A 25,509-nucleotide genomic window follows, 5' to 3' on the forward strand; every position below is an offset into this window, starting at 1 on the left:
TCATTTGTGAATTGAAAGACAATGGCGCGACCTGAGATCAATCGTTCCGGCGAGATGGAAGTCTTCACCCGCGTGGTCGAACACGGTGGCTTTTCCGCCGCCGCCCGAATCTGCCGCATGACCCCCTCGGCCGTAAGCAAGCTCGTCACCCGATTGGAGACGCGGCTCGGCACGCGCCTCGTCAACCGTTCCACGCGCGCCTTCCAGCTCACGCCGGAGGGCTGCGCCTTCTATGAAAGGGCGACCCGCATTCTAGCGGATATCGAGGACGCCGAACGCAACGCCGGCGCAGGCGAGCAGCCGGTCGGCCGCATCCGGCTCAACACCAGCGCGTCCTACGCCACTCATATCCTCGCGCCGATCCTGCCGCAGTTCCTGGAGCGCTGCCCGGGCGTCACGCTCGATCTCGTGCAAACCGATCAGATCGTCGATCTCCTGGCAGTGCGCGCGGATGTGGCGGTGCGTGCGGGTCCGTTGAAGAGTTCGAGCCTCGTCGCACGCAAGCTCGGTGACACCGCGATGGTGATCGTCGCTGCGCCGTCCTATCTCGCCCGTGTCGGCGAGCCGAAGACGATAGAGGATCTCGCTGACCATAGTCGCCTCGGCTTCGGCTACGTCCGCACCGTCGACGGTTGGCCCTTAAAGAAGGGCGATGAAACGGTCGTCGTTCCGATTGTCGGGCGTGTGCAGGCGAGCGACGGCGAAGCGTTGCGGCGTCTGACCCTCGGCGGCAGCGGACTTGCCCGTCTCGCCGCCTTCACGGTGCGCGACGACATCGCCGCCGGCCGTCTCGTGCCCGTGCTCGATCACCTCAACCCTGGTGATCGCGAAGCCTTCCATGCCATCCATATCGGCCAGGGCGGACCATTGCCCTCACGCGTCCGGGCGCTGCTCGATTTCCTCGCGGAGTGGGGAAAGGTCGAATAGCTCGTGACAGGCAGAAAGAGAGGCCTAGGGTTATAGCGGACGAAGTTCTCATCCGGGTCCCGCGTTGCCCGGTGGACGAGTTTCGAACTGCGGTCGTCTGAATTGTCTGCTTTCGGCGTCAGCAGACGTCGTCTATTCGGGAAAGACACGTCCGCCTTGGGTCTCAGTTCCTCCTTCGCCGTAGGGAAGGGGGAACTGGCGCCATAACCGGCCGTTCGATCTGCATGACCCGAGGGACCGCTTTCCCTGGATTTTGCGGACGTTCACGGCACTGTATCAGCCGAACATAGACGTTCGAACCGGCGTCGGCCGGCCGGCCGAAGTTCTCGAGATCGGCGGCTCTCGGTCTGCCAGGCGGTGTAAAAGCCATTCGTCGAGTAATGCACAACATTACTCGACGAATGGCGCGCTCGGTGGATGCAGAGGTCGGAATCGCTCTTTGAGCGTGGCGTCATCATCACAATGAAGATAGCTCCTCGAATCGGCTGTCGAGCCCCGCGGCCAGCAATTTGGTCACGTCCCCCGCATCGGTCGGATTGAAATCGGGGTGTCGACCTCTTTTCGGAAGCGTTATCTTGTCCAAGAGTTTCCCGTGCGAACCGGTTGTGCGCGTCATAGATCAGCGACTCGATGTCGCATTCATGATCGACAGAACTCCAAGGCCCGATGCGCCACGGACCTCCGCGCGCTGCTCGTTCTTCCGGAGCTCGTCGTGAGAGAGCCGAGCGTGAGCATGCGCGGTTCCGCATGGTGTCTCTGTTCGGCGCGCACGCCGCATTTCCGTGCGAATTTCTCGGTGCAGAGCAGAGGGATGGGCCGCATGACGGCCCGGATCGCAAACACGGCATTCCAAGCATGGGGCCATGCTTCATGTAACGTTCATGATACCCCATCTATCTTTGAGCGCGCGCCCGATATAGCTTCCGGCGTGGGATGCGCATCGAGTCGCAAAGGAGGGACACGCCATGAGCTCCCGTCGCCACGAACTGAGCTCGCTGGCTCGGCGCATCTGCGCTTTCGTCCTCGTCGCAGCCTGCTTCGTCCCCGGCCTTTCCCGCGCTGCGGAGGGGTGCAACGCGAAAAACGCTCTTTTCGTCGTGGGAAAGCCGTTTGGAGGCGATCTCGCCGACGAAGCAAGACGCAGAGCCGGCGCGAAGATAGTTCGAAGGATGGATCGCGGGATGGCATATACGATGGAGTTCCGCACCGATCGTCTCGATTTGGCCGTCGATAAGAAGGGGATCGTTGTCGCCGTTCATTGCGGGTGATCTGGACCCAGGCCTTCTCGACAGCGACCGTCGCGCCAGCGTTACCGCATCGCCCTTTCGAATTCGTCGAATTTCTTCTCCATTGCGTTGAGCTCGGGAATGGCCACGCGATATTTGGCGAACTGCTCCTCGAGCGCCCGAAGGACAGCCGGGATCACCGCCTCCGGCAAGCAGGCTCCATAGGTCTGGTGCGCTCTGGCTGCATTGTATTCTATCGCCGGGCCGAGCGCGCGCGACAACGCGGCGATGACGAGGTTCTCCTGCGTGAGGCCGTTCATCTGCGCCAGCGTGCCGACGTGCCCAGCCATATCGATCGTATACACGACCATGCCCGGCCACTGCGTCACGCCGAACGTTTCCGCCAGAACGCGATTGTAGACATTTTCCGATAGGACCGCATGCACGAAATGCGCACGGCCGGCGAAAGCGTTGAACCGCGAGCAATAGAGGACATTCATTTTGAATATTCCGCATTTCGGGCAATCGAGAATGTCGGGCTCGAAGAACACGACGACCGGCTTGCCGTCCATCATGGCGTCCTCGTTGGTCTCCCGGAGGTTCTTGCCCCAGCCGACGAGTTCTCCCCACTTTTCGCCGCCCCGCCCCGCCAGCGGGACGATCCGAACCGCGGACTCGCCCGAGACGCTCGCACTGTCCGGACGGCTCGCCGGCGCGGCGGAGCGGTCCGACGGCTTTGGCCCCATCACTCCGGCCGCCTCCGCGATACCGAGGCCTCGTTCGGCGCGGGCCTCGGAAAGCGGCGTCGACAGCAATGTCGCGGCGAGACTGAATATCGTCAGAGCCCGTGTGGCTGCGCCGCGCGTGTCGGTCGATGACGGCATTGGTCTGCTCCCCATGATTTGAAGCGCCGCTCGTCGGCGCCGGATCATCATGGTTCGTGGACGAGGCGGCGTCATTGCCGCCTCTTGACGATGCTTGCGCGCCGGGCGGGTGCGCGGCGCGGCAAGAAGCGGCAATCGTCGGCGGTCCCGATCGCCAGCGGATATGTCTAGTGTTCCGCTATTCCCGGGCGACGGCCCCACGTTCGAGCTGCGCCTGCTTTCGAGAAGGAGGATTGCAAATGGCCAGAGCCTTCATCGCGACGATCGCCACTTTCGTCGTTTTCGCCGCCCAATTATTTTTGCCAGCGAGCATCGAATGGGCGCGCGCGCTCTTCGTTGTCGGATCTCTGGCCGCGACGGCCGGCGTCCTGTTTCAATTGCTGCGGCCTGCCGAGGAGGCGCCCATCGCGGTGATCGACGCGCTGGCCGCCTTCGCGCTGCTCTCGCAATTTCCCATGATGGTCGACCATGTCCCGCAAACGCTGTCGGTCGTCTTCTGGTTGGTTCTGGCGCCATTGGGGATCGTTCTTATGCGCCTCTCGCCGGCCTTCGCCGCCCTGAGCGACATGTCGCGCGCGCTCGGATGGCTCGCCCTTCTGGTCGGCGCGGCGATCGGCCTCCTGGGCGGCGTCGGCGTCGATCTGGCGCTCCAGGAGGAGGGCCGGCATTGGCTCATTCCCTTCGAGACGATCCCGCGGATCGACTTTTTCGACATGCGACTCTGGCCCGAAAGAGGCGTCCAAGGCTCGGTTTCGGGACGCACGCACGCCAATCTGGGGCTCATCCTCGTGCTTCAGTTCGGCTTTTCGTTTCTTGCGGCGCTCTGGAACATGATTGTCATGCTGATCGGCGTGGGAATTTTCCTGCTTCTCTTCAACGCGCTCGTTCTCGTTCCGCTGCTCGGGACGGCCGGGATAGGCGCGATCTCCGATAGGCGCCGAGGCGGAAATAAAGACGGCAATGGTTGAAAAAGGCGCGACGCGGAGCTTAGCTTCGGGAATAGCTTTCCGGAGCCCGCGCATGGACATCATCCCGAATCTCTATCTGAAATGGGGCGTCCTGCGCGATTTGACCGAGGCCGCCGACCGCAACGCGGATATCGGCAAGGCCATTTTCGATGACGAGGACAATGGCGCGGTGGCTTTTGCCAGGTTGCTGCGCGGCGACCGGGGCCCTCCCGCCTCGGTCGCCCAGAAGCTCGTCGGTCAGATGAACCGCGCCATCCGCGGCTGGCGGCTTCGACACCGCGCGCCCGCTCCCGAGGAAAATCTATTGAGCCTCGCGGAGCTCGAAGGACCGCTTCTGCCCTTCGTCCAGGCCGTCGTCGACGGCCTTCCCGGCGTCGACCCCGATCGCCTCGACCACGCCCATCGGACCATAGTCGACGACATCGCCGCATGCGACGTCGTGGGACGCGGCGCGCCGCAATTGGTGGTGGAGCGCTTCGCTGCGGAGCGATCGTTCGAGGACGCCATTCCCTCCGGCGGAGCCGGGCCCATAGAATTCAAGGCCGGCGTCCACAAGGGGCAACTGGCGATCGTCGGCGTCTCCGGCGTTCCGGCCGCGGCCTACACTATGTTCACCCGCGATCCCGCGCCGCTCGGCCGCCGCATCTGGGAAATGGCGTGGAACGAAACCGTGTTGTGGCTGCCCTCGCCCTTCATGCCGGAGCTGGTCGAAGGCCGTCTGCTGCTTCTGCGGCGTCCGCAGCCGCTCAAGCCGTCGCCGGGCCGTTTCATCGTCACGACCGCGCTCGTCTGGCGCGAGGCCGATCTGGCGACACTGGACCCGCGCGGCAAGAACCCTCCGCCCGGCGCATTGGATGAGAACGAGACGATGCAGTTCCTCACCAGGCTGCGACGGATGCGCCGCGCCGCCTCGGAGGACGGCCGCAAGTCGCAGGCTCGCGAGGCCGCCACGGTCAGCGTGTCGAGCGCCAGCTATCTGGTGGCGTAGCGCTGGGCGTCGCAAGTCTTTCTTGGTCACATTGCGCTGCGAGACGCTGGGGTTGCTTCCCAACGTTTCGGCCCGAACCTCCGCGCGCGGCGGCAAGCTTCGGCAAGACGATTCCATGGTTTTTCGATTTCCGCGTGACCTATAATCGTCTCGCGTCAGCGATGGGATCGGCGACGCATTGGAAAGCGAGGGCCCCATGTCGTTCGCGATAAATTTCTCGAAGCCGCCCGGTCTGCTCCGATTGGTTGTCGGCTTTGCCCTGATGTTCGGCGGCTGTGCGCCGCGCGCCACAGCCATGGAGTGGCGCGCAGGTCTCACATCCGATGGCGTCGGAGCCATCATCGCCTCAGGTCGGATCGACGAGCTGGACGCCGAGAGATTGCAGGCCATCGTCAAGAAGGGCCGCAGCGCTTCAGCGGGAACGTCGCCGCTGTCCTGGGACCGGCACACGCTGGTCGTTCTTCATTCTGGCGGCGGCAATGTGATCGGCGGTCTGAAGATCGGATATCTGATCCACAAATTGGGCTTCGACACACTGGTCGAGCGCAGCCGCTTCTGCGCTTCGGCCTGCACCTTCGCGTTTCTCGGCGGCGTCGACCGCGCCGTCGAAGGAACTTTCACAATCCACGCCATGTCGCTGGCGTCGGAGCCGGTCGATCTCAGAATCGCGATCGACGACATACAGACGGTATCGGCCTTGGTCCTGTCCTACACGCGCGAGATGACAGGCCAGACCAAGATGGCGGAAGCGGCCTTCGAGGTCGGCTCGGCGGGTCTCGAGGCGATACCGGACGACCTCCTGCGCGATTGGAATATCATCACCAAGGTCAAACGCTCCGCACAGGATTTCTCACCCGAGCATTACAAGACGATCTACTGCGCCGAGCGGCGCGACGCCCGCTGGGTCGGGAAGATCGTGTGCCGCGACCTCGGCCTCGGTCGTTTGGACGCCCGCATAACGAGAGCGCTGGCGGTCTTGAAAGCCGTGCCGGATGCGACCGCCGCGGCCGGCGAGCAGAGCGTCTGGATCGCCTTCCGGGACGGATGCGAGGCGGCCTATCAAAACGGCTTCGGATCCTCGCTCGAGGGGGGCGCGGCTGCATCGAAAATGCGGCTGTCGGCGCTGCGACAGATCAACAAGGAGGAGACCGGGGTCCAAGACTGCCTCGAATTTGCTTATGAGGCGCGAGCGAAGGAGCTGGAGGCGCGGGTCGCCTATTGGGAGACGGTCCATGAGATCGCGTCTCACGGTGGGTGGAAGAAAGGCCCCTGAGAGAGATCGGCGAATGCGAACGCGCTTTTTCGATGTCGAGACCGAGGGCGCCGCCGAGATCGCGGCGTCTTCGTCAGACGACGCGCCCGAACCCGCCGCGGCTTCGCACGGTCTGCGCTTCGCGCTCGTCGTCGGCAATTCCCGCTATCCCGCGGCGCCACTGGCGAACGCCGGCCGGGACGCCGCTTTCGTCGGCAAAGCGCTCGCCGACCTCGGCTTTGCGGTCACGACCCTGCGCGATGCGACACGCGCGGCCGTCGTCGCGGCGGTCGCCTCGTTCATGGAGCGGGTCGAGGCGGCGGGCCCCGATGCGGCGGTCATCTTCTATTTCGCTGGACACGGGATGCGACTGGAGGATGCGCATTATCTGGCGCCTGTCGACATGGACCCGTCCGCTCCGAACGAATTCGCTCTGCGCGCCCTCGCTCTGGACGACATCATCGCGTCTTTCACGCGCCGCCGCCGCCGGGTCACGACGCTCGTGCTCGACGCCTGCCGCCTCCGTCCGCGCGACGCGCCCGGCCGCGACGCGTATACAGGCGGGATGGCCGATCTGCGCCTCAATCGCGAAGGCGTCATGGTCATCTGGTCGACCTCGGCGGGGACGGCCGCCAGCGACGGCGAAAGCGGCGTCGGCCCTTACGCCGAGGCCCTGGTCGCGGCTCTCCCAGGCCTGCTGGTTCGCGGACGCCCGGCCCATGACGTGTTCGCGCACGCCAACGATCTCGTGGCGCGCGCGACCGAGGGGCGGCAGGTGCCGGCGATCTATATGCATGGGGCGCTCGCGCCCTTGCTGCCGGAGCGCGGCGACGCGCGGCGGTTGGAGACATGGGCGAGCCGGCGCCCGTTCGGCTCCTGGGCGCGAGATATATTAGCGAAGCTCGCCATGCTCGGCGCCGCCGCGGCGATCACGGCAGCGGTCTCCGCCTGGGTCGCCGCCTATCCCGAAACGCGGCGCGCATGGCTCGCGCAGGTGGGTCTCGCGCGGTCCGACGCCGACACCTACGCCTGCCGGGAGCCTTGGGATGAAATCGACGCCTACGGCCTGTCGCGACGCGACTGGTGCACCCTCGGCCCCAAAGGCATCCTCGACCTATTCGAACGTCGAGGCAGACCGGAACGCCTCGTCGACGAGGGCGTGGCGGACGGCGACCCCAAAGCCTTCGTGCTGAAGGTCACGAAGCTGGTCGCCGGCGTCCCGAACCGAGCCGCTCCGTCGTTCAAAGAGGCGTACGACCTGTCCGAACGCGCCGCCCGGACGGACTTGCCGGCGGGACGCGGCTTGCCGCTCGTCATTCATCGACTGCTGGACGATCTGTCGGACACTTTCTTCACCATCGATACGAGACGGGAAAGACAAAATATGCGCTTGGCGGCCGATCACGGCTATACGCCCGCTATGGCGATGCTCGCGGCGTTCGCCGCAAGCGCCGGAGACGAACAAGAATTCGACATGTGGATCGAAAAGGCGGCCGCGATCACGGCGGACGGCTCCATCGAGTTCAAGGCATTCGAACAAAGGCGCCTGCAGACCAACCGAACCGGATTGCCGGCCTCGGACGCCGTCGCGTTGCGATGGCTGTGGCGCTCCATCGCGCGCGACAATCCCATCGCGATTTCGCAAATCTTGACGATGGCCGAGCGAGATCCATCGCTCGTCGACAACCGCCGACGCGCAGATCTGCTGGCGATCTTGATCGACAAAGGACCGACGCTCGGCCGCTACTGGCGCGCCCATGAATTCTTGCGGACCAACCAGCAAGACGTTCTCGAGACGTCGCTGACGATCGCAGACCTGGTCGCTGCGGCCGAGGACCATGTGCTCGACGCGGCGGGAATTTTGGGAGACCTCTATATGACGGGCCGCGTAGGCGGCGCGCGCGATCTCGTGAAGGCGACGGAATGGTTCGAACGAGCGGCCGCCGACGGCGACACCACGTCGATGGGGAGACTGGCTCTGCTGGCCTTCGAGGAACGTCCGCCGCGTCCCGAGGCGATCGCCGCAGCTTCGTTCCAAGGGAGGCGCATGGTCGAGCATGGCGACTCTCGCGGCTCTTTCGTGCTGGCGGAAATCGCCATGCGGGGTCTCGACGGACATCGTGACCCTCTCGCGGCTCGCCGTCTCTATGAAGCCGCTGGCGCCGACCCACGGGCGCGGTCGCTCGCCGAAGACGCCATTCGACGCATCGACCTCGAGTCCAAAGCGCTGGCCCTGGGCGATCCTTCGAGTGAAATTGCGACCGGCTCCGTCGACGCGCCGACGACCGTCATCGTCTACATGCCGTATGTCTGCGCGCCTTGCGCCAGCATTTTCGACAAGCTCATTCAGCCGCTCGCGGATCGTTACGCGGCCTCGGGGCAAATGCGACTGATCCTGCGTTCGGCGTGGGGCGAAGGGAACGAACATTACGAATCATTGGTCGTCACGGCGGCGCGATGCGCCGTTCCGGAGCGACGTTTCGAAGCCTTGCTGCGCGTGAGCGGGGCCTTCCGCGCGTGGCGCGAGAACGGCGCAGGCAAGGGCGTCGGCGACGCCATCGTCGACGCGATGGAGGGCGTCCCGCGCGCGCGTCCGCTGGCCGATTGCATCGAGGACGCGCCGGCGAAGGCGCGACTGCGCCAGGACAGGGACTTCATCGTAGGGGCGTTCGGCGTTGCGGCGCTACCGTTCGCGATCGTCAACGGCTCGCCGATCGGCCGAGCGACGCTCGAAGATGTCGAAAGGCTCATTCAAAGCGCTCGCGGCCCTGCGGCGGAAGTGTCGGCCGCCATATTCGCCGTGATGACGCCATGACGTGGATCAGCGCGCGGGCGCTTCGCCGATGCGGCGTTCACGCCGTCATGTGATCGCGCCGCCGCCGCCAGACGGCTCGACTGCGTTAGTCGACGGCAAGGACAGGCAATTGCATCGTTGCCGGCGCCTATGGTGATCTCTCGAGCGCGGCCTCCGCAGCCTCGGAACAGGCGCTCGCGGCGCGCACATCCGATCTGTCGCTCGATCGAGCCGACAGGTGAAATCGAATTTCATCATGAGTGGAGGGGCCTATGCACTTCTTTCGGAACAAAAATCTGCTCGCGTGCTCGGTCGCTCTCTGGGCCGGGCTCTTCGCGCCGCTCGCGCGCGCCGACAGCTTGGGCGTATGCCTCCAAAGCTGCAACAATCTCGCCGAATGCGACCCTGCTGGCGGCGGCGCGAATTGCTCGTCGGCTCAGCACTTGTGCCAATCCAGATGTCAGTTGCAGCCGGACTCGAGAGATCGAGTCACCGGCGCAGACCGTTACGGCGCCATTGTATATGACACGAAGACGCGGGTCTTCGGCACGGCTTGGGACTGGGGGAGCGCCGTAGAAGCAATACGAGCGGCCCATTGGAACTGTAGCAAGTTCCGCGGACAGCGCTGCGAATGGGATATTTCGGTCGTCAATGGATGCGCTGTCGTCGTGTCCAGCGGAGACGGTGGAAAAGTGCTCGGCAACAGAAGCAATGGCGGCGGCGCCTCGATCCGCGAGATCGTCTCCGCGGCGCTGTCCGAATGCGCCGCCCAAGGCGGCCGAGATTGCGTCGTGCGGGCAAAGATATGCAGCGACGGCGAGCCGTGAATGACGTCGACGGCGCGTGATGCTTCCCCCGAACTCGAGGAATTGCCGTGACATCCATTTTTCCGCCATCGCGCGCCGCCGATTCGGGCAAAGTCGAGACAGAGGCATCGACGCGCCTTTCCTGCGCTCTGGGGCGTCTCCCGACGCTCGCCGTGACAGTTGTTTTCGCGACCCCGTCGTTTGGACGCGACCTGACGTGGCTCTGTCGCGAATTTTGACGTGTCGTAAGGCCTCGAATCGTATAAGCTGCGTCAAGCTTTAGCTATCCGCTAGTATTCGGGTTATGCAGGGCTTTGAAATGTCATTGAATTTCTATCCTGTCAGTCCCGACGCCGACAGAACGCGAGAACTCGCGCGCTGGACACTGGGGCTCGCCGCGATCACCTTCGCGTCGCCCGCTTTTGCGGCCGACGCGCCGCGCAACCTCTTTTTTTATGGCAGAGCCCAAAAAGTCCCGGCCTACACGCTGCACTGCCCGTCGGGAGTCGGCGACGGAGTCTTTGCTCCCGATACGTTCATCCTAGAACAGTCGGGAAGCTTCACGGACCCCACGACCTTCGTTCCGCCGCAGATCGGCAGTGGCAACGATCTGTTCCGGCCGGGTCAGGCCGCGCCGAGCGAAGGAGACAACGTCTTCATCGCGGGTCGTCCCAAGGGGCAACTGGCGTCGATCAAGGGGCCGGCGATCCCGGTCTCACCTGCGGGCTGCGAGATTTCCGGTTCGAGCGGCGGCTATTCCGGCGACGGCTTCTCCGTCGACAATGTGTCGGGCACGATCGCAAATCTCTCGGTCGGCGGCCCCGGGCTCTTGACTCTCGACAATCTCACCGTCACGGGAACCGCGACCTTCGCCGCTATCGGCAATGCGCGCCTCGACTATTATTCGCTCGACAGTGGCCGTCCCGTCGTGAATTTCGGGACGCAGTTCGCGCCGGTGACGCAGACCATCGCTGGCGGCAAGCTGCACGCCTCCGAGCTCGACCTTCTCGCTTCGACGACCGATCCGGCTTATCCGGGCGCGCTGAGGATATGGGCGAATTCTGTCGACGGCGATCATGTGGTCGTCAAGCCGACGCCCGCGAACGGGACGCTCAACGAGACCGGCGTCGTCACGGTCGAGGACGGCGGCGTGCTGAGCGGCCGGGCGATCGAGATTCAAACCGGCAGCTTCTACGAGAACGGCAGCTCGCCGACCCGCCTCGTGATCAACCGGGGGACGCTGACGGCGGATAAGCTCTGGGTCGGAACCAATCCCCTCGGCCTCGCGCCGATCTCGGCGACCGGCGCTTCGCTCGAAGTCACCCGAAGCACCTTGACCGCCAAGGAGCTCGAGGTCGGGAATTTCGCGCCCGGATTCATGACGGTGAGTGGCGGGAGCAAGGTTACCGTCAACGGAAACGCCTTCATCGGACTCGCCGCCTCCGCCTCTGGGTCCAGCTTGACGGTGTCGGGCGCGGGAACGAGCTGGATGTCGAACGGCCGCATCACTGTCGGCGCCGACGGCGTCGGGCATCTGCAACTGACCGATTCGGCGACGCTCACCACCACCGATGTCGCGTTCATCGGCAGCAACCCAGGATCGACTGGATTTGCAGAGGTTTCCCGCGGCGCCACAGCGACGAGCGACAGCCCTTCCGGGTCGAACACCGCGGCTTTGGCTATCGGTTTCGCAGCCGGTGCAACCGGCTTTCTCACGATCGACGGCGCGGGCTCCAGTTGGACCGCGAAACAGTCCGCAGTCGTCGGCTACGGCGGAAAAGGGACATTGACCGTTTCCGGCGCCGGCGCGTTCAATGTGGATGGGGATATTCTGCGCATCGGACGCGACGCGGGCAGCGTCGGCGTCGTCACGCTCACCGACAAAGGCTCGGCGATAGGCGCGCCCAATGCGACGGTCTACGTCGGTTATGGCGGCGACGGCACGCTCACGATCGACAAAGGCGCGGAGCTGTTCGCGAAGGCGCTTCAGATCGGCGGCTTGGCGAATGGCTCGGGCCGAACGACCGTCACGAACGGCCTGATCGGGCTGACCGACAAGGGCGCGAGCATCGTCATCGGCAAGGAAAAGGATTCGTCCGGAGTCCTGACGCTGTCGGGTCCGACGGCGCATCTTCAGGCGGCTGGCTCCTTCGTCATCGGCGACGCCGGCGCCGGTCGTCTGACGCTGGAAAACGGCGCTTCGCTCAACCTCGCCAACACACCGGTCACTCTCGGCGCCTCCAATGGCGGCTCTGGCAAGCTCGTCATCGACGCCAGCGCCGGCGCCGGCGAGGTGAAGCTCGGCAAGGTGACGGTCGGCGAAAGAGGCAATGGCGTGCTGTCCCTCATCGGCGATTCTTCCGGCGAGACCGGCTTGAATATGGCCTTCGCGACGATCACGCTCGGCGTTCAGAGCGGGTCCAAAGGCGTGCTGTCGATCGAGAACGCGCATCTCGATCTCGGCGCGGATATCGTCGGCAGCGGCATCGTCGTCGGCGTGCAAGGCTCGGGGGAGTTCGACATCGGCAAGAATTCGGCCGTCACCGCGCAGCAGCTGACCATCGGTCAGGATGCGGGTGGCTCGCATATGTTCAATGTCGGCTCGGGCGGCGTGCTGAAGATCGCCGGCGACATTCGGCTCGCCGCGGGCGTCGGCGCGCAGGGAGAGCTCCGCGTCGTCTCCGGCGGACAGGCGACTGCGGCCAATATCATCTCAGGCGGCCACACCGCCTCCGCAACAGTCTACGTCTCGGGGAGCGGCCCCAGTGGTCCCGCCAAATTGACGGTCGACGGCGACATCAGTTTCCTCGCAGCCAATTCTGATCTCGAAGTTCGTCTCGGCGCCCAGGTCAAAGCGAAGCGAATCCAGTTTCTCACAGATGGGGCCAAGTCGTCGACGCTCACCGTCGACGGCGCGGGGTCGCAGCTCTCCTACAGCGGGAGCATCGATCTCAGCGGCGTCAGGGCGGAAGTGTCGAACGGCGGCGCTTCCATCTATGACTCTGGCGTCGGCGGCCTCGGCTCCAGCCTCAATCGGCTCGGGAGCGGCGCCGCACTCATCGTGTCTTCCGGCGGGCGCTTCGAAACCTCGAATGTGGAGACGTTCGGCGCGACGATCACCGCCAAAGGCGACGGAAGCGTCGTCAAAATGAAGGATTTCGACTCAATCGGCGGACAGGTGGCGATTTCGGACAAAGCGACCTTCGATGCCGCCGCCGTCACACTGAGCGTCGATGATACTTTCGATATCACGAGCGGCGCAAAAGCGACGTTCAAATCGCTGAAGAATTCCGGCGCCGTCACTTTGAGCGGCGACGGCTCGACGCTCGCGATCGGCGGCGCCTTTGGTCAACCGCCGATCTCCGCGTCGATCGGGTCCTTCGACGTTTCCGCTGGCGCGAAAATGACCGTCGACGGCTCCAGCACGCTCGGCGGCGCGCTCGTCGTCACGGATCGCGGAGCTGTAGCCTTCACAAATGCCGCGCAGACGACTTTCGACGGCGGCAGTCTGTCCGTCGCGCATGGCGACGTGTCCTTTTCGCCGGCGTTCGGCGGCGCCGCCGCTCTCTCCTTCGTCAATGGCGCCCGTCTCACACTCAATGGACGGAACGACACGTCGATCAACGGGCTCACGACGCTCAAAATCGACGCGAGCTCCAGCGCGCTTGTCGCCGGTCAGGCGTTGTTGCCCGTAGCGCACAGTCTGACGCTGGACGGCACGCTATTCACCTCGACCGGCGTCACCGCGGTCGGCACGGTCTTCGCGGGGCTCGCGTCGACGCCTACCTCATTGAGGGCATTGCTCTACGGCAAGGAAAACGACGCCATCGCGAATGTGTTCGGCGCGCCCACGCTGATCTTTCGCCAGACCGATGGCTTTCTCGCCATTGGCTACGACGGCTTTTTCGACGGCGTCGGCCATGTCGTCGGCGACGTTCTCGATCTCGGCTTCTTTCACCCGGGACATTCGCCGGGCGTGATCACCATCGACGGCAATTACAATCAGCTCGCGGGCGGCGTGCTCGTCCTGAGCGTCGGCCCCAATGATTACAGTCGTCTCGTCGTGTCGGGCGCGGCCAATTTCCAAGGCGGCTCCATCGTGCTCGAGAGCTATCAGGGCGCCCGGCCGACGCTCGGAACGCGCTACTCCTTCATTCAGGCCACGGGCGGCGTGACCGGCCAGGTCGACAGCATCGTTTCGCCGTTTCAGGGCGTCGTGTTTTCGCCGACTTTCGGCGCCGACGGACTCACGGCGCAGCTCCTGCACGCGCCGAACTACTTCCTCGGCTCTGCGATCACGCGAAATCAGCAATCTGTGGCGCGCGCGCTCGACGCGCTCGCGCAGGGCGCGCCGACCGGGGCCGCCGCTCTGCTCGCCAACTCCCTGACTTACGCGAGCCAGGATCAGATCGCTCGTTCCTTCGATCAGCTCTCTGGCGAGGCCTACGCCTCGGTGAAAGGCGTGCTGCTCGACGACTCTCGATACGCGCGCGCTGCGGCGCTCGACCGGCTTCGTGGCGCTTTCGGCGGCGTCGCCGCTCCGAACATGCCGTTGCTCGCGCGCTCTCCGGAAAAGACGGCGGCGCTCGCGACGGAAGCGCTCCCCATCGATCTCGACAAGCTCGTGTTCTGGGGGCAGGGTTTCGACGCGCACGGCTCGTCGAATGGGTCGCGCGCCGGCGCCGCAGGGGTCTCTCATTCCGCGACCGGCTTTTTCCTCGGCTTCGACGCGCCGGCCTTCCACAACTGGCGCATCGGTGCTTATGGCGGCTACGACCACGCGAATTTGAGCGTGAGCGCGCGATCGTCGAGCGGCAAGAGCGACGCTTTCCACGCCGGTCTCTTCGCCGGAGGGCAATGGGGGGCGTTCGGCCTGAGGCTCGGCGCCTCCTATTCCGGCCATGACATCGACATTCGCCGCTCGATCAGTTTCGCGGGCCTGTCCGATCAGCCGTGGCGCCGCTTTGGAGCCGGCCTGTACCAGCTCTTCGGCGAAGCCGCATACGGCGTCGATGCGGGCTTCCTCGCTCTCGAGCCGTTCGCGGGTCTGGCGCTGACGCGGCTTCACACGAATGGCTTCAGAGAATTCGGCGGCGTCGCAGCGCTCGCGACGCGGGGGGGCGACACGGACATCGCCTTCACGACCCTGGGCCTGAGATTTTCGAAGAGCCTATCGCTGTTCGAGGCTCCGCTGGCGATCGGCGGGTCTGCGGCTTGGCGCCACGCCATGGGCGCGGTCACGCCGCTCTCTTTCGCATCGCTCGCCGGAGGAGGAGATTTTTCCGTAGCGGGCGCGCCGATCGACCGAGACGCCTTCCTCGTCGAGCCGGGCGTCGATCTCGCGGTCATGCCGAACGCCAGCCTCGGCGTGCATTATGTCGGACAATTCGGAAATCGCACCAACAGCCGCGGGGTCAAAGGCGCGATGACAGTGAAATTCTGACGCAAGCGGACAATGGGGAACCGATAAATTAACCGGGCTGCGACGAACGTTAACGATTTCCGAGAACGATGGTAGGGCTTCTCTTTCCCGAGCGCACATATTCGAGCGCGCCCGCAGAAACCTCGGCCAACTGCTTTTTCGGAAAAGAAGGCCTAGCGAAAAGCCTTTTCGTTTGTCGCCGAAAGCCTGTCTTTGGCCCCGAATATGCGTGGCGGCGCGATAGGCGAACTTAAACGTTTTGATCGTGGTCGGGTAGCTCGGCCAAGCGTATCGTCCGCCGAGGAACTGGCAGACGTCGAATGATGCCAGATACGGAATGTCTCCTTTCGTCGTAACCGGTCGTCGGCCCCACGGTCGGGACGCGGCCGCTCAGGGTCAGAGTTTCACGTTCGGCTTAGACGCCCAAAGACCATCGGGGCGCGAGCCGCTGGCTCGACCGCTTCCGGGCTTGACTCGACTTGGCGGATTTTCTCTTTATGTCTCCACGAGCGAGCAGCGGATCCTGGAGAATACCAGCGGCTACGCCAGATGATTGGCCGTATCGTAGAAGGAGCGCGTGAAGCGTCGATCGCTGAGCGGGAACGGGCATGCGACCGCGTCTCACAAGAGCTTCACGCGTAACGAGCCGCCGAAGGTCGCTGGCCAGCGCGCCAAGCCGACTGTCGCCGGAGTGCTGGCGCTTCCCGGATCCCATGTGGAAAAGGGTCGCTCGTCCCCGATATTCTTGGCCCAGAAGGTGAGGCTGTATCTATTGTCGTCGGTGCGGATGCCGACGCCCGCATTCACGATCGCATAACTACCTTGCCAATATTGCAAGATAGACCAGCGATTGGTCAGCTGCGACTTGTCTTGCCAGTTGACGTTGAAATAGCCGAAGGCGGTTAGCGGTTTCGACGCCCAGTCGCCAAAAATTCCGTGACTAGAGAAGTTACTGAGATCGGCGAGAACTGCCCCGAGCGGCTGCTCGTAATTCGCCCCGATATTGAATGTCCAGAGTGGAACGCCTGTCCAGCGCGTATTGGACAGCGACAGTTGTTTGGGCGCAGCAATGTTGCCCCCGGACCAACTCCAATCCGCGGGCGCAGCTGCGTTAGAGAAGGAAACCCAGCGGGCGTCCGATAGGGCGGCGTTGAAATTGATCCATAGTCTGTCGATCGGGCTCCAACGTCCGCTGAGTTCGGCTCCCCGCAAACGGGCGTGTTGGGCGTTGCCGATCAAGGACACGGCGACGGGCGCGCCGAGCGCGTCGACACCAGAAGAGTCGACAATTGTTGTCTGGAAATTGTAAAAATCGTTCCAATACAGATTGGCATTGAAAAATAGACGATTGTCGAGCCAATTCGACTTGAAGCCGATCTCATAGTCCCACGAAACCTCTGGCTTCACGAAGAGCGGTGGAAACCGCAAAAATTCTCGCTGCCCCGTAGCTGCATTGGTCTGATAGAGCGCGCTGGAGTAGTTGGCCGGGCTCGCCTTTTCGGCGCGGCCCAGTAGTCCGTAAAGAAGGAGATTCTCGTTTGATTGATATTGCGGATTGAGTATCGCCGTCAGATGGTTGTGATGTTGCGTTTCGTCTCCCCTGTCTTGGAGACCATAGCCGCCCGCAGCGATGATCGCTTGATCCTGAGCGGCGATCGACGCACTGGGGTAGTAGCTGTTGATGTGTCGTACCGAGCCACCGCGAATCTCGTAGCTGTTGCGCAAGCCGAGAGTGATCGCCAGCTGCTCGTCGTAATGCCAAGTCGCCTGCCCATAGGCCGCAAATTGAATCTCCCGTGACTTGGTGGTCCACCAATCGGTGTCTCCTGGCAGTGCGGCTGGCAGATTCAGCCATTTCGCTGCGTCGACGCCGAATTGAATGTGGTGCATCTGGTAGGACAAATCATCATAGAAGAAATAGGCGCCGGTCGTCCATTCGAACTCCTGCTCCTTGGGCGATGTCAGCCGGAATTCCTGCGAAGCTTGACCGACATAAGTGTTCATGCCGCCGCGCCACAGTTCGAGTAGCTGACCGCCGTCGGTAAAGTGCCTTGCCTCGTCGCGGTAGAAGCCATAGGCGGAAATCGAGGTCAAGATGTTCTCGCCGACACCGACGTTGAGCTCGTTGGAGGCGCTTATGATTCTCACGGGTTCGACACCCATGCGCGCGAATGCGGGATGGTACGGGTCAAAAGATATGATCGGTTTGCCGATCCTCCTGACGTTCTGCACGTAGGTCGAACTCGGACGTTTCCCATTGGCGTAGGTCAAGAAGGAGTCGGAGAATGGCGCGTTGGTGTAGCCGTTGTACTCGTGAGAAGTGCTGTAGTTGAAAATGAGGCGGTCGGTAATCTCGTCGCCGACATAGAGAAGCTGGCCGCGAACGCCCCAGCGGTCGGTGTTGTCGTAGCCGGCGCCACTCACCTGATCGTGAATCCAGCCGCCGCCCTTGTCCATGAAGAAGCTCACGCGATAGGCGAGCACGTCGTCGATGACCGGGCCGGTGACGGCGGCTTTCTCGATGACGCGGCTGTTATTGGCGAAACTGGTCTCGACCGTCGCTTGCCGGGTGAAGGACGGCAATTGGTTGCGGATGACGACGGCGCCGACAGGCGCATTCTTACCGCCGGCTGTGCCCTGTGGGCCATAGGCGACCTCGAAGGACGCCACATCGAACAGGTCCATCCATTGGAAGCCGGGATTTTTCCAGAATACATTGTCGACGATATAGCCCGTCGGCACATCTCCTGCGGCGTTCGCACTGGTGAGAGATCGGATCGACGCCTTGTTGCCGATGGCCGTTCCCGAGCCGACTATCCGGTAGCCTGGGACGAACTGCTGCAATTCGTCGAGGCGATTGATGTTTTGTTGCTCGATCCTCTTGGTGTCGACGACAACGATCGACTTGGGCTTTTTCTGGGCGTCCATGACGGGACGTGAAGTTTCGCCCTTGTCATCGTCCTCGCTGGGGACGACAACGTCGCCGACCTGGACGGTCATCGCAGTCGGAGCCGGCGCGTCTTCGGCGCGAGCTCCGAGCTGCGTCGACAAAACAACGGCGGCCGTTGCGATATAGGCGAGGCTCGACGCGCTGGACATAAAACAAAACCGCAACTTGGGCGTGACGCCTGACGGCGGGACGAACATGCTGAGCCCTTTTCTACATTAATCCTATCGGATAAGTAGACTTAAACTCCTTTCGATTGTCAAGCTGAGTCCGATCGCTGGACGCTACATGAGCGTGTTGCAAGGATCATTTGACCGGCGTGTTTGCCCGTCGAGGCGTCTTCGATCACGCCGCTCGAACGAATTTTGCCGACCCAAGTTCGTTCATCCGGTTGAGGGATTTGACGGCGATCGCAACCTCGGTCGTACGACGGTCGTCGTGACGCGATTTCAGAGCGTCGCCGATGACACGCTTGTAGCGACCGATCGAGACTTCGACTTTCGAACGCTTGTTGTAGCCCGACGTCTTTTGCCAATTTATCCTTCCGCGTGCGTCAATCGCATGAATATGCAAATCGCGCTGCGATGGCGCGATGGTCGCCGTGGGGCCGGGAACGGCTCCCTTGCAGGGTGGGACGATGATACGAGCGAACGGATTTCGATCGAGAACGGCGTCACATGTCGCTTCCCGGTCATAGGCGCCATCGCCCATGAACGAAGCCGCAGCCAGGGGCAACTTGTCCAACAGCGCGGGGACGTGAGACGCGTCGTCGACATCCTTGTCCGTGAGATCGAAGGTGACGATCTCGCCGGTGTCCGCGTCAATGCCAACATGCAACTTGCGCCAGGCGCGGCGCTTTATGGTTCCGTGTTTTTCAGACAACCACTCGCCGGCGCCCCGCAATTTCAGTCCGGTGCTATCGACGATCAGATGAAGCTCGCCGGTTCCCATCCGCGCAGGCTGGCAAACAGACAGGCCACATGCTCGACGGCTCAGCGTCGTATGATCTGGAACCGGCAGGTCGATCTCCAGCATTTTCATGATAGAGCCGATCAGGCCTTCACTCTGACGCAGCGCCAATCGAAACACGGCGCGTAAAGTGAGGGCGGTTTCAATGGCGAGATCCGAATAGTGGCGCTGTCCACCCCGCGTCGTGCGAGGCTGCGCCCTCCAACCGACGATTGCTTCGGGCGTGAGCCAGATCGTAAGGCTGCCGCGATTGCGCAGCGCCGCATCATAGTCCCGCCAGTTCGTGACCCGATGACGCTGACGCGGAATGTGGCGCCTGCCCTTCGCGTGAAACTTGAAAGGCATGGTCCGCTCCCGTTGTCAAAACCGGAAGCATGTTTGCCCCAGCATTCCTTAAAAATCCCGGATCACGGGGTATCCGTGCACCAAGCTCGCGAATTGCGTTGGACGAAGCGTCGGCGAGCTTGAAATAATATATATTACTAGTATGTTTATGGTATATGATGTGGGTGATCGCAATGCGTTTTCGTATCGGATGTTTCAAGCGTCGGGCCTTGTCGGCCGTCTCTCTCGCGCCGATCGCTCTCGTGGCGGCGAGCTTTCAATCGAATTCGGCAGGCGCCGAAGAAGCCAAGGTGGCGGATGTCGTCGTCGGCGCGTCGTCGGACGGTCTGACCCGGCAGGAAGAGAAGGTTCTGCTGAAGACGCCGAGATCCGCGGCGATCGTCAATGGAAAGGTCGCCGACGAAGAGCTGCTCGTGCGCCTCTCCGATTTCCAGCAGCTCGTGCCGAACTATCGCCCGAATGTGTCCAATCCGCAGACATCGACGCCGGCGATCCGCGGCGTCGGCGTCGGGGCCGGCACAGGCTCAGGGGCCGAATCCGACACGGGCTTCATCCTCGACAATGTGTTCTGGAAAAACGTCGGCTTTCAGTGGGGCGACTATGTCGACGTCGAATCTTTCGAAGTGGGTCTCGGCCCTCAGGGCACGGCCTATGGCAAGAACACCACCGTCGGCAACATCATCGTGAGGACGCAGCGGCCCTCCTTCGAGCGCAAGGCGACGATCGAGACCTCCTTCGGCGCCTATAATCAGCTCATCCAGCGCGGGAACATCACCGGGCCGATCATCGACGACAGGCTCGCCTATCGCGTGGGCTTCTATATCGACAAGGGCGACGGCTGGATAAGGGACCAAGTCACCGGCGCCGGCTATCTCAACAACGACCGATGGGGCGTTCGCGGCCAGCTGCTCTTTGTCGGCGACGAGGTGACGGATCGGTTGATCTTCAGCCATTCGGTCTCGCACGATCGCAAATGGGGAACCGGCTCGATCGGCGATTCGGTGCTGCTCTATGCGAATGGAACGCGGGCGGCTGCCTATTCTCGGACCTTGTTCAACAGGCTCGGCCGGTCGGTGCTCACCTTCGATCCCTACAAGCCCTATGTGACGGGCGAAGGCGCGCATCAGGCCGATGTCACGACCGTCTCCAACGAAGTGAACTGGACGCTCGGGGAGAACACGCTCACCTCGATTTCGGCTTGGGGCTACTTCGCCAATCGCCCGCACAATTCACGGGGCGAGAATCTGACGGAGATCACCGACAGCCACGGCAATGGCAAGGCCGTGCAAGTGTCGCAGGAGCTGCGCTTCGCATCGGCGCCGGACCAGCCACTCGAATGGGTCGTCGGCCTTCTGGCGCTCTACGAGAAGGTCTGGAGCTACAACGAGCTCGACTTCGGTAGCGACGCCGCTCGATGGTTCGGGACGCCGACGACCGATCCTGCTCTGTTGTGGGGGTTCACCGCTCACGCCGACGGCCAGGGCCGCACCTTCCATATGGGCGAGTTCGGCCAGACGACCTACCATTTCGACGACCGCTGGTCGCTGACCTTCGGCCTGCGCGATAGTTTCGAAACGAAGGAAGGCTCCAATTTCGGCTGGCTGGAAGCCTGGAGCTCGAAATATGCGCCGCTCACCGTCTACAACGCCGCGCGCGGCGCGGGAGGCCAGGGAGCCTATGACACGGGTGGGCGGAGCGTGTCCCGCAACATGCTCACGGGCGTTTTCAATCCGTCGTTCAAATACAGCGACAATGTCACCTTCTGGGGCCTCGTCGGCCGCGGCGAGAAAGCCGCGGCGATCAACACCAGCGCCCGGCCGATTCTCATCGGCACGACATTCAAAGGCTTCCAGCCGCTGTTCACCCGGCCGGAGTCCAACTGGGACTATGAGCTCGGCGTCAAGACGAACTGGCTCGACGGCGCGCTGATCGCCAATTTCAACGTCTATTGGACCGATCTCTTCAACTTCCAGGCCAATCAGGTCGACACGAGCTACACCGACGCGACCGGCCAGCCCATTCGCCAGACCTATCTCGGCTCGGTGCCGCATGTGCGTCTGCGCGGCTTCGAATTCACGGGGCGCTGGAATCCGCTCGAGCGTCTGTGGTTCAGCTTCAACGGCTCCTTCACGGATGCGCGCTATGTCGATTTCCCCAACGCCGCGCCGCCCGCCGATTGGACTTGGCCCACGCCGTCTTCCGCTCCGGCGGGATTTGTCGCCGCGCCTCTGACGCTCTCCCTCTCGAACTCCCGATGGCAGAGTCTGCCGAAATGGGCGTTCAATATCGGCGCGAATTACTCCGCTCCGATCGGCGCGCCGTTCGCCGGCCTCGGCGGCTGGGCGGAGCAGCCGCTCACCGCCTTCGGCTACGCCAATCTCGCCTGGCAGGACAAGACGCAGCTCACCAATCGCTGGTCGACGCTCCAATATTGGCAGCCGGCCTATTCGATCGTCAACGCCGGCGTCGGCCTGCGAACCGATGACGAGCGCTACAGCCTCAATGTCTGGGCGAAGAATATCTTCGACGCGCGCTACATCACCGCTTGGTCGCCCGGCGATGCGAGCACGCCCGCAAATGTCGCGCTCCTCCAGCAACCGCGCACCTTTGGCGGCACGCTGCGCATCGTGCTGCAATGAGCCGGCGATCCAATGGAAACGACAGGAACATGAGCATGAATGCGGAAGCGCGCCGTCCTAGATGGATAGCCACACCGTCTCTCTCGGTCATGGCCGCGCTCGATATCGTCGAGCCGGCGAGGAGCACGGTTTTGCGATTGAGAGCGATGGGGCGGACCACGCGCGACGCCAGTTCAGGCTCCGAAATATGTTTTATGCTCTGAAATCGACATGTGTCGGAGCCCCTCGTCGCTCTGATTGTCGCCGCCTCCGATCTGCCAAAACAGGTCGATAAAACTGCGCTTACGTCTTCCCTGATTCTGTTGCGGCCATCAGGATACCCTCCCGGCCGTCGCTACGCCCTCATGGCTCCGCGCCGACGACCGAAGCCGTCGACGCGAAGCCATGATCAGTAGAGCTTCACGCGAAACGCGCCGCCGAAGGTCGCCGGCCAGCGAGTGAGGCCGACTCTCGCGGGAACAGTGGCGGTTCCAGCGTCCCATGAGTTGAAGGGTCTCTCGTCGCCGATGTTTTTGGCCCAGAAGCTGAGGCTGTATTTGTCGTCATCCGTGCGGATGCCGACGCCGACGTTCACGATCGCGTAGCTTCCCTGCCAATATTGCAGAACCGACCAGGGATTGGTCAGCTGTGTCTTGTCCTGCCAGTTGACGTTGAAATAGCCGAACGCCGTGAGCGGCTTCGAGGTCCAGTCGTCGAAGCTTCCGAAACCGCCAACACCGGCGAGAACGGCCCCGAGCGGCTGCTCGTAGTTCGCGCCGATATTGAATGTCCACAGCGGAACGCCCTGCCAGCGCGTATTGGAAAGCGACAGGGACTTGGGCGCGGCGACGTTGCCGGACGACCAAGCCCAATCCGACGGCGCGCCGGCGTCTGGCCAGCTCACCCAGCGCGCGTCCGAGAAGGCCGCGTTGAAGGTGATCCACAATCTCTCTATCGGGCTCCAACGCCCGTCGAGCTCGATGCCGCGAATGCGCGCATGTTCGGCGTTGCCGAGCGTCGTGAGGCCGAGAGGCGTGCCGTCCTGGTCTCGAGAATCGCCGTCCACCACATTCGTCTGGAAATTGTAGAAATCGTTCCAGTAGAACGTCGCGTTGAAGAGAAAATGGTTGTCCAGCCAGTTCGACTTGAAGCCGATCTCATAATCCCAGGAGGTTTCGGGTTTCGTGATGACCGTCGGAAACGAGTTGAATGTGTAGACGCCGTTCTTGAGTGTATAGCGCGGGTTGGCGCTGGTGTTGACGGCGCCCGCCTTTTCGGCGCGGCCGACCAGTCCAAACAAGAGAAGGTTATCGTTCAGCTTATATTGCGGATTGAATACCCCGGTCACGAAATTGAGTTTTTGCGTGCGGCCGCCCGTATCCGACATACCACGGCTGCCGGCGGCGATGACGGCCTGATCCTGATCGAAAGCCGAAACGGTCGGATAGTACCGATTGAGCTGACTGACCGAACCCTGGCGAATTTCATAGCTGTTGCGCAAGCCCAAGGTGAGCGCCAACTGCTCGTCGACATGGTAGGTCGCCTGGGCGTAGGCGGCGGCCTGAAAGGCTCGCGCCTTGGTGTAGTCCCATACCCCCACGCCCGGGAGCGCGGCCGGTCGACTGAGGAATTTCGCGGCGTCCGAGCCGAAGACAGTATGATGCATCTGATTGGAGGCGTCGTCATAGAACAGGAAGACGCCGGCCGTCCATTCGAGATCCCGATCCTTGGGCGAAGTCAGGCGGAAGTCCTGCGACGCCTGTCCGACATAGGTGTCCATGCCGCCGCGCCAGAGCTCGAGCAACTGCGTGTCTTCGAAATATCGCATCTCGTTTCGATTGAACCCGTAGGCCGAAATGGACGTGAAGATATTTTCGCCGACGCCCACGTTGAGCTCGTTCGAAACGGTGATGGTTCTCACCGGATCGACGCCCATGCGCGCGATGGACGGCTTGTAGGGGTCCAGGGATAGGATGGGCTTGCCGAGGCGCCTCCAGACATTCTGGACGTAGGTCGAGCTCGGACGCGTGCCATTGGCGAAGATGTTGAAGGAGTCGGAATAGGGCGCGCTGTTATAGCCGTTGTATTCGTGGGAGGTGCTGTAATTGAAAATGAGCCGGTCGGTGATTTCGTCACCGACATAGAGAAGCTGCCCGCGAACGCCCCAACGATCGGTGTTCTTATAGCCGGCGCCGCTCACCTGATCGCGAATCCAGCCGTCGCCCTTGTCCATGAAGAAGCTCACGCGATAGGCGAGCGCGTCGTCGATGATCGGGCCGGTGACGGAAACTTTTTCGATGACGCGGTCATAATTGGCGAAGTTGGTCTCGATCGTCGCCTGCTGCGTGAAGGACGGCAATCTGTTGTTGATTATCAGGCTGCCTGCGGCGGTGTTCTTTCCACCCGCGGTGCCCTGAGGTCCATAGGCGACCTCGAAGGATCTCAGGTCGAACAGGTCCATCCATTGGAAGCCCCAGTACCTCCAGAACACATTGTCGACGACATAGCCTGTCGGCGACTCGGTGCCGACGCCGGTGCCGGAGGCGCCGATGCCGATCCAGCGAATCGTTTGGCGCGACGACTGCTGGGTGCCGCCGTTGTTGGCGCGATAATTCGGGATTTTCTGCTGCAACTCATCGACGCGGTTGATGTTTTCGCGCTCCAGCGTCTTCTCGTCGACGACGACGATGGAGCGGGGCTTGTTCTGCGCCTGCAGGACGGGGCGCGAGGTTTCTCCTCGATCATCGCCCTCGCCTGGGACGACAACGTCGCCGACCTGGACATTTAATGCGGCCGGGGCTTGAGCGTCCTGGGCGTGAGACTCGCCCATCTGCGTCGACAATGCGATGGCGGCCGCCGCCAAATATGAAAGGCTCGACGCACTGGACAAGAAGCAAAACCGGAGTTGTGGCGCGACGCCGGACACAGTGGGGAACATGGATGGACGCCTTTGCATATTAAATCTATCGACTTAATTGAGTATAATTTCTATACATATGTCAAGCCGAGGTCGAGAATTTCGAGAAGCGGCTCGAGTCTCACATAGACCCCTCGGCCGATCGGCGTAATCGGGCGCAAATTTCTTGGCCCGACGACGGGCGGTTTCATAAGAGAGATCGATTTCGCATTCGAGTTGCATTTCCTCTCTTTCTGGACAGCCAACCTCCTGAACACCCGAGACGTCGCCGCAACTTGTCGTAAAGCGCCTTCCAGCGGTGTCTCGCGATCGCCGACATGACCGCGTTTCTCGTCTAGCCAACGCGAGTTCGGTCTCAGGATCGACTAGCTTGACCTGAGCTGATCGCTTGTGCTTAAAGCCTATTAATACGATAGAAATTAAGGGGTGGTAATGTCCAGCGGCGC

The 25,509-nt window shown here is 62.7% G+C and carries 13 protein-coding genes; 9 read left to right on the plus strand and 4 right to left on the minus strand.

Annotated features, from left to right (window positions below; genetic code table 11):
• Positions 1 to 21: 21 nt before the first annotated feature.
• Together K369_RS04885 and K369_RS28155 are read left to right on the plus strand one after the other, a co-directional pair.
• The gene (locus K369_RS04885; protein WP_036288594.1) at positions 22 to 927 is read left to right on the plus strand and encodes a LysR family transcriptional regulator; all 906 of its coding nucleotides are present in this window, start codon (positions 22 to 24) and stop codon (positions 925 to 927) included.
• Positions 928 to 1,892: 965 nt separating this feature from the next.
• On the plus strand, positions 1,893 to 2,195 hold the full coding sequence (locus tag K369_RS28155; protein WP_051949064.1) for an I78 family peptidase inhibitor: 303 nt from the start codon (positions 1,893 to 1,895) through the stop codon (positions 2,193 to 2,195).
• A gap of 41 nt (positions 2,196 to 2,236) precedes the next feature.
• Here K369_RS28155 and K369_RS04895 read toward each other — a convergent pair whose 3' ends face one another.
• Entirely contained in the window at positions 2,237 to 3,037 is an 801-nt protein-coding gene (locus tag K369_RS04895) for a hypothetical protein (RefSeq protein ID WP_036288597.1), read from the minus strand.
• A gap of 239 nt (positions 3,038 to 3,276) precedes the next feature.
• Between K369_RS04895 and K369_RS04900 the strand changes: the two genes are divergently transcribed.
• From K369_RS04900 to K369_RS04925, 6 genes are all read left to right on the plus strand, one after another.
• Complete coding sequence (locus tag K369_RS04900) at positions 3,277 to 4,005, plus strand: hypothetical protein (protein WP_036288600.1); 729 nt, start codon at positions 3,277 to 3,279, stop codon at positions 4,003 to 4,005.
• Between the two features lie 52 nt (positions 4,006 to 4,057).
• Positions 4,058 to 4,993: a hypothetical protein gene (locus K369_RS04905; protein WP_036288603.1), complete on the plus strand. Its 936-nt coding sequence runs from the start codon at positions 4,058 to 4,060 to the stop codon at positions 4,991 to 4,993.
• Between the two features lie 196 nt (positions 4,994 to 5,189).
• Positions 5,190 to 6,266, plus strand: coding sequence for a hypothetical protein (locus K369_RS27000; protein WP_198033037.1), 1,077 nt, complete (start codon positions 5,190 to 5,192; stop codon positions 6,264 to 6,266).
• 13 nt (positions 6,267 to 6,279) lie between these two features.
• Positions 6,280 to 9,060, plus strand: a complete 2,781-nt coding sequence (locus K369_RS04915) for a caspase family protein (protein WP_036288608.1) — start codon at positions 6,280 to 6,282, stop codon at positions 9,058 to 9,060.
• Between the two features lie 251 nt (positions 9,061 to 9,311).
• On the plus strand, positions 9,312 to 9,866 hold the full coding sequence (locus tag K369_RS04920) for a DUF4189 domain-containing protein (protein ID WP_036288611.1): 555 nt from the start codon (positions 9,312 to 9,314) through the stop codon (positions 9,864 to 9,866).
• 298 nt (positions 9,867 to 10,164) lie between these two features.
• A complete protein-coding gene (locus K369_RS04925; RefSeq protein WP_198033039.1) occupies positions 10,165 to 15,288 on the plus strand; it encodes an autotransporter domain-containing protein in 5,124 nt (1,707 codons plus the stop codon).
• A 600-nt stretch (positions 15,289 to 15,888) separates the two neighbouring features.
• Here the strand turns inward: K369_RS04925 and K369_RS04930 are convergent.
• Together K369_RS04930 and K369_RS04935 are read right to left on the minus strand one after the other, a co-directional pair.
• Positions 15,889 to 18,414: a TonB-dependent receptor gene (locus K369_RS04930; RefSeq protein WP_245278101.1), complete on the minus strand. Its 2,526-nt coding sequence runs from the start codon at positions 18,412 to 18,414 to the stop codon at positions 15,889 to 15,891.
• A 145-nt stretch (positions 18,415 to 18,559) separates the two neighbouring features.
• A complete protein-coding gene (locus tag K369_RS04935) occupies positions 18,560 to 19,528 on the minus strand; it encodes an IS5 family transposase (RefSeq protein ID WP_036288615.1) in 969 nt (322 codons plus the stop codon).
• Between the two features lie 209 nt (positions 19,529 to 19,737).
• On the opposite strand from K369_RS04935, the gene K369_RS04940 reads away from it, so the two are divergent.
• The gene (locus tag K369_RS04940) at positions 19,738 to 22,167 is read left to right on the plus strand and encodes a TonB-dependent receptor (protein ID WP_371033296.1); all 2,430 of its coding nucleotides are present in this window, start codon (positions 19,738 to 19,740) and stop codon (positions 22,165 to 22,167) included.
• A 388-nt stretch (positions 22,168 to 22,555) separates the two neighbouring features.
• Here K369_RS04940 and K369_RS04945 read toward each other — a convergent pair whose 3' ends face one another.
• A complete protein-coding gene (locus K369_RS04945; RefSeq protein WP_084570499.1) occupies positions 22,556 to 25,084 on the minus strand; it encodes a TonB-dependent receptor in 2,529 nt (842 codons plus the stop codon).
• Between the last annotated feature and the right edge of the window lie 425 nt (positions 25,085 to 25,509).

The sequence above is a fragment of the Methylosinus sp. PW1 genome, assembly GCF_000745215.1.
GTDB lineage: Bacteria > Pseudomonadota > Alphaproteobacteria > Rhizobiales > Beijerinckiaceae > Methylosinus.

Excerpts from the sequence above, each read along its gene's own strand:
- K369_RS27000 (WP_198033037.1), top strand. The coding sequence starts at position 5,190 with ATGTCGTTCGCGATAAATTTCTCGAAGCCGCCCGGTCTGCTCCGATTG.
- K369_RS04930 (WP_245278101.1), bottom strand. The coding sequence starts at position 18,414 with ATGTTCGTCCCGCCGTCAGGCGTCACGCCCAAGTTGCGGTTTTGTTTT.
- K369_RS04945 (WP_084570499.1), bottom strand. The coding sequence starts at position 25,084 with ATGTTCCCCACTGTGTCCGGCGTCGCGCCACAACTCCGGTTTTGCTTC.
- K369_RS04895 (WP_036288597.1), bottom strand. The coding sequence starts at position 3,037 with ATGCCGTCATCGACCGACACGCGCGGCGCAGCCACACGGGCTCTGACG.
- K369_RS04885 (WP_036288594.1), top strand. The coding sequence starts at position 22 with ATGGCGCGACCTGAGATCAATCGTTCCGGCGAGATGGAAGTCTTCACC.
- K369_RS04915 (WP_036288608.1), top strand. The coding sequence starts at position 6,280 with ATGCGAACGCGCTTTTTCGATGTCGAGACCGAGGGCGCCGCCGAGATC.
- K369_RS04925 (WP_198033039.1), top strand. The coding sequence starts at position 10,165 with ATGTCATTGAATTTCTATCCTGTCAGTCCCGACGCCGACAGAACGCGA.
- K369_RS04920 (WP_036288611.1), top strand. The coding sequence starts at position 9,312 with ATGCACTTCTTTCGGAACAAAAATCTGCTCGCGTGCTCGGTCGCTCTC.
- K369_RS04905 (WP_036288603.1), top strand. The coding sequence starts at position 4,058 with ATGGACATCATCCCGAATCTCTATCTGAAATGGGGCGTCCTGCGCGAT.
- K369_RS04935 (WP_036288615.1), bottom strand. The coding sequence starts at position 19,528 with ATGCCTTTCAAGTTTCACGCGAAGGGCAGGCGCCACATTCCGCGTCAG.
- K369_RS28155 (WP_051949064.1), top strand. The coding sequence starts at position 1,893 with ATGAGCTCCCGTCGCCACGAACTGAGCTCGCTGGCTCGGCGCATCTGC.
- K369_RS04900 (WP_036288600.1), top strand. The coding sequence starts at position 3,277 with ATGGCCAGAGCCTTCATCGCGACGATCGCCACTTTCGTCGTTTTCGCC.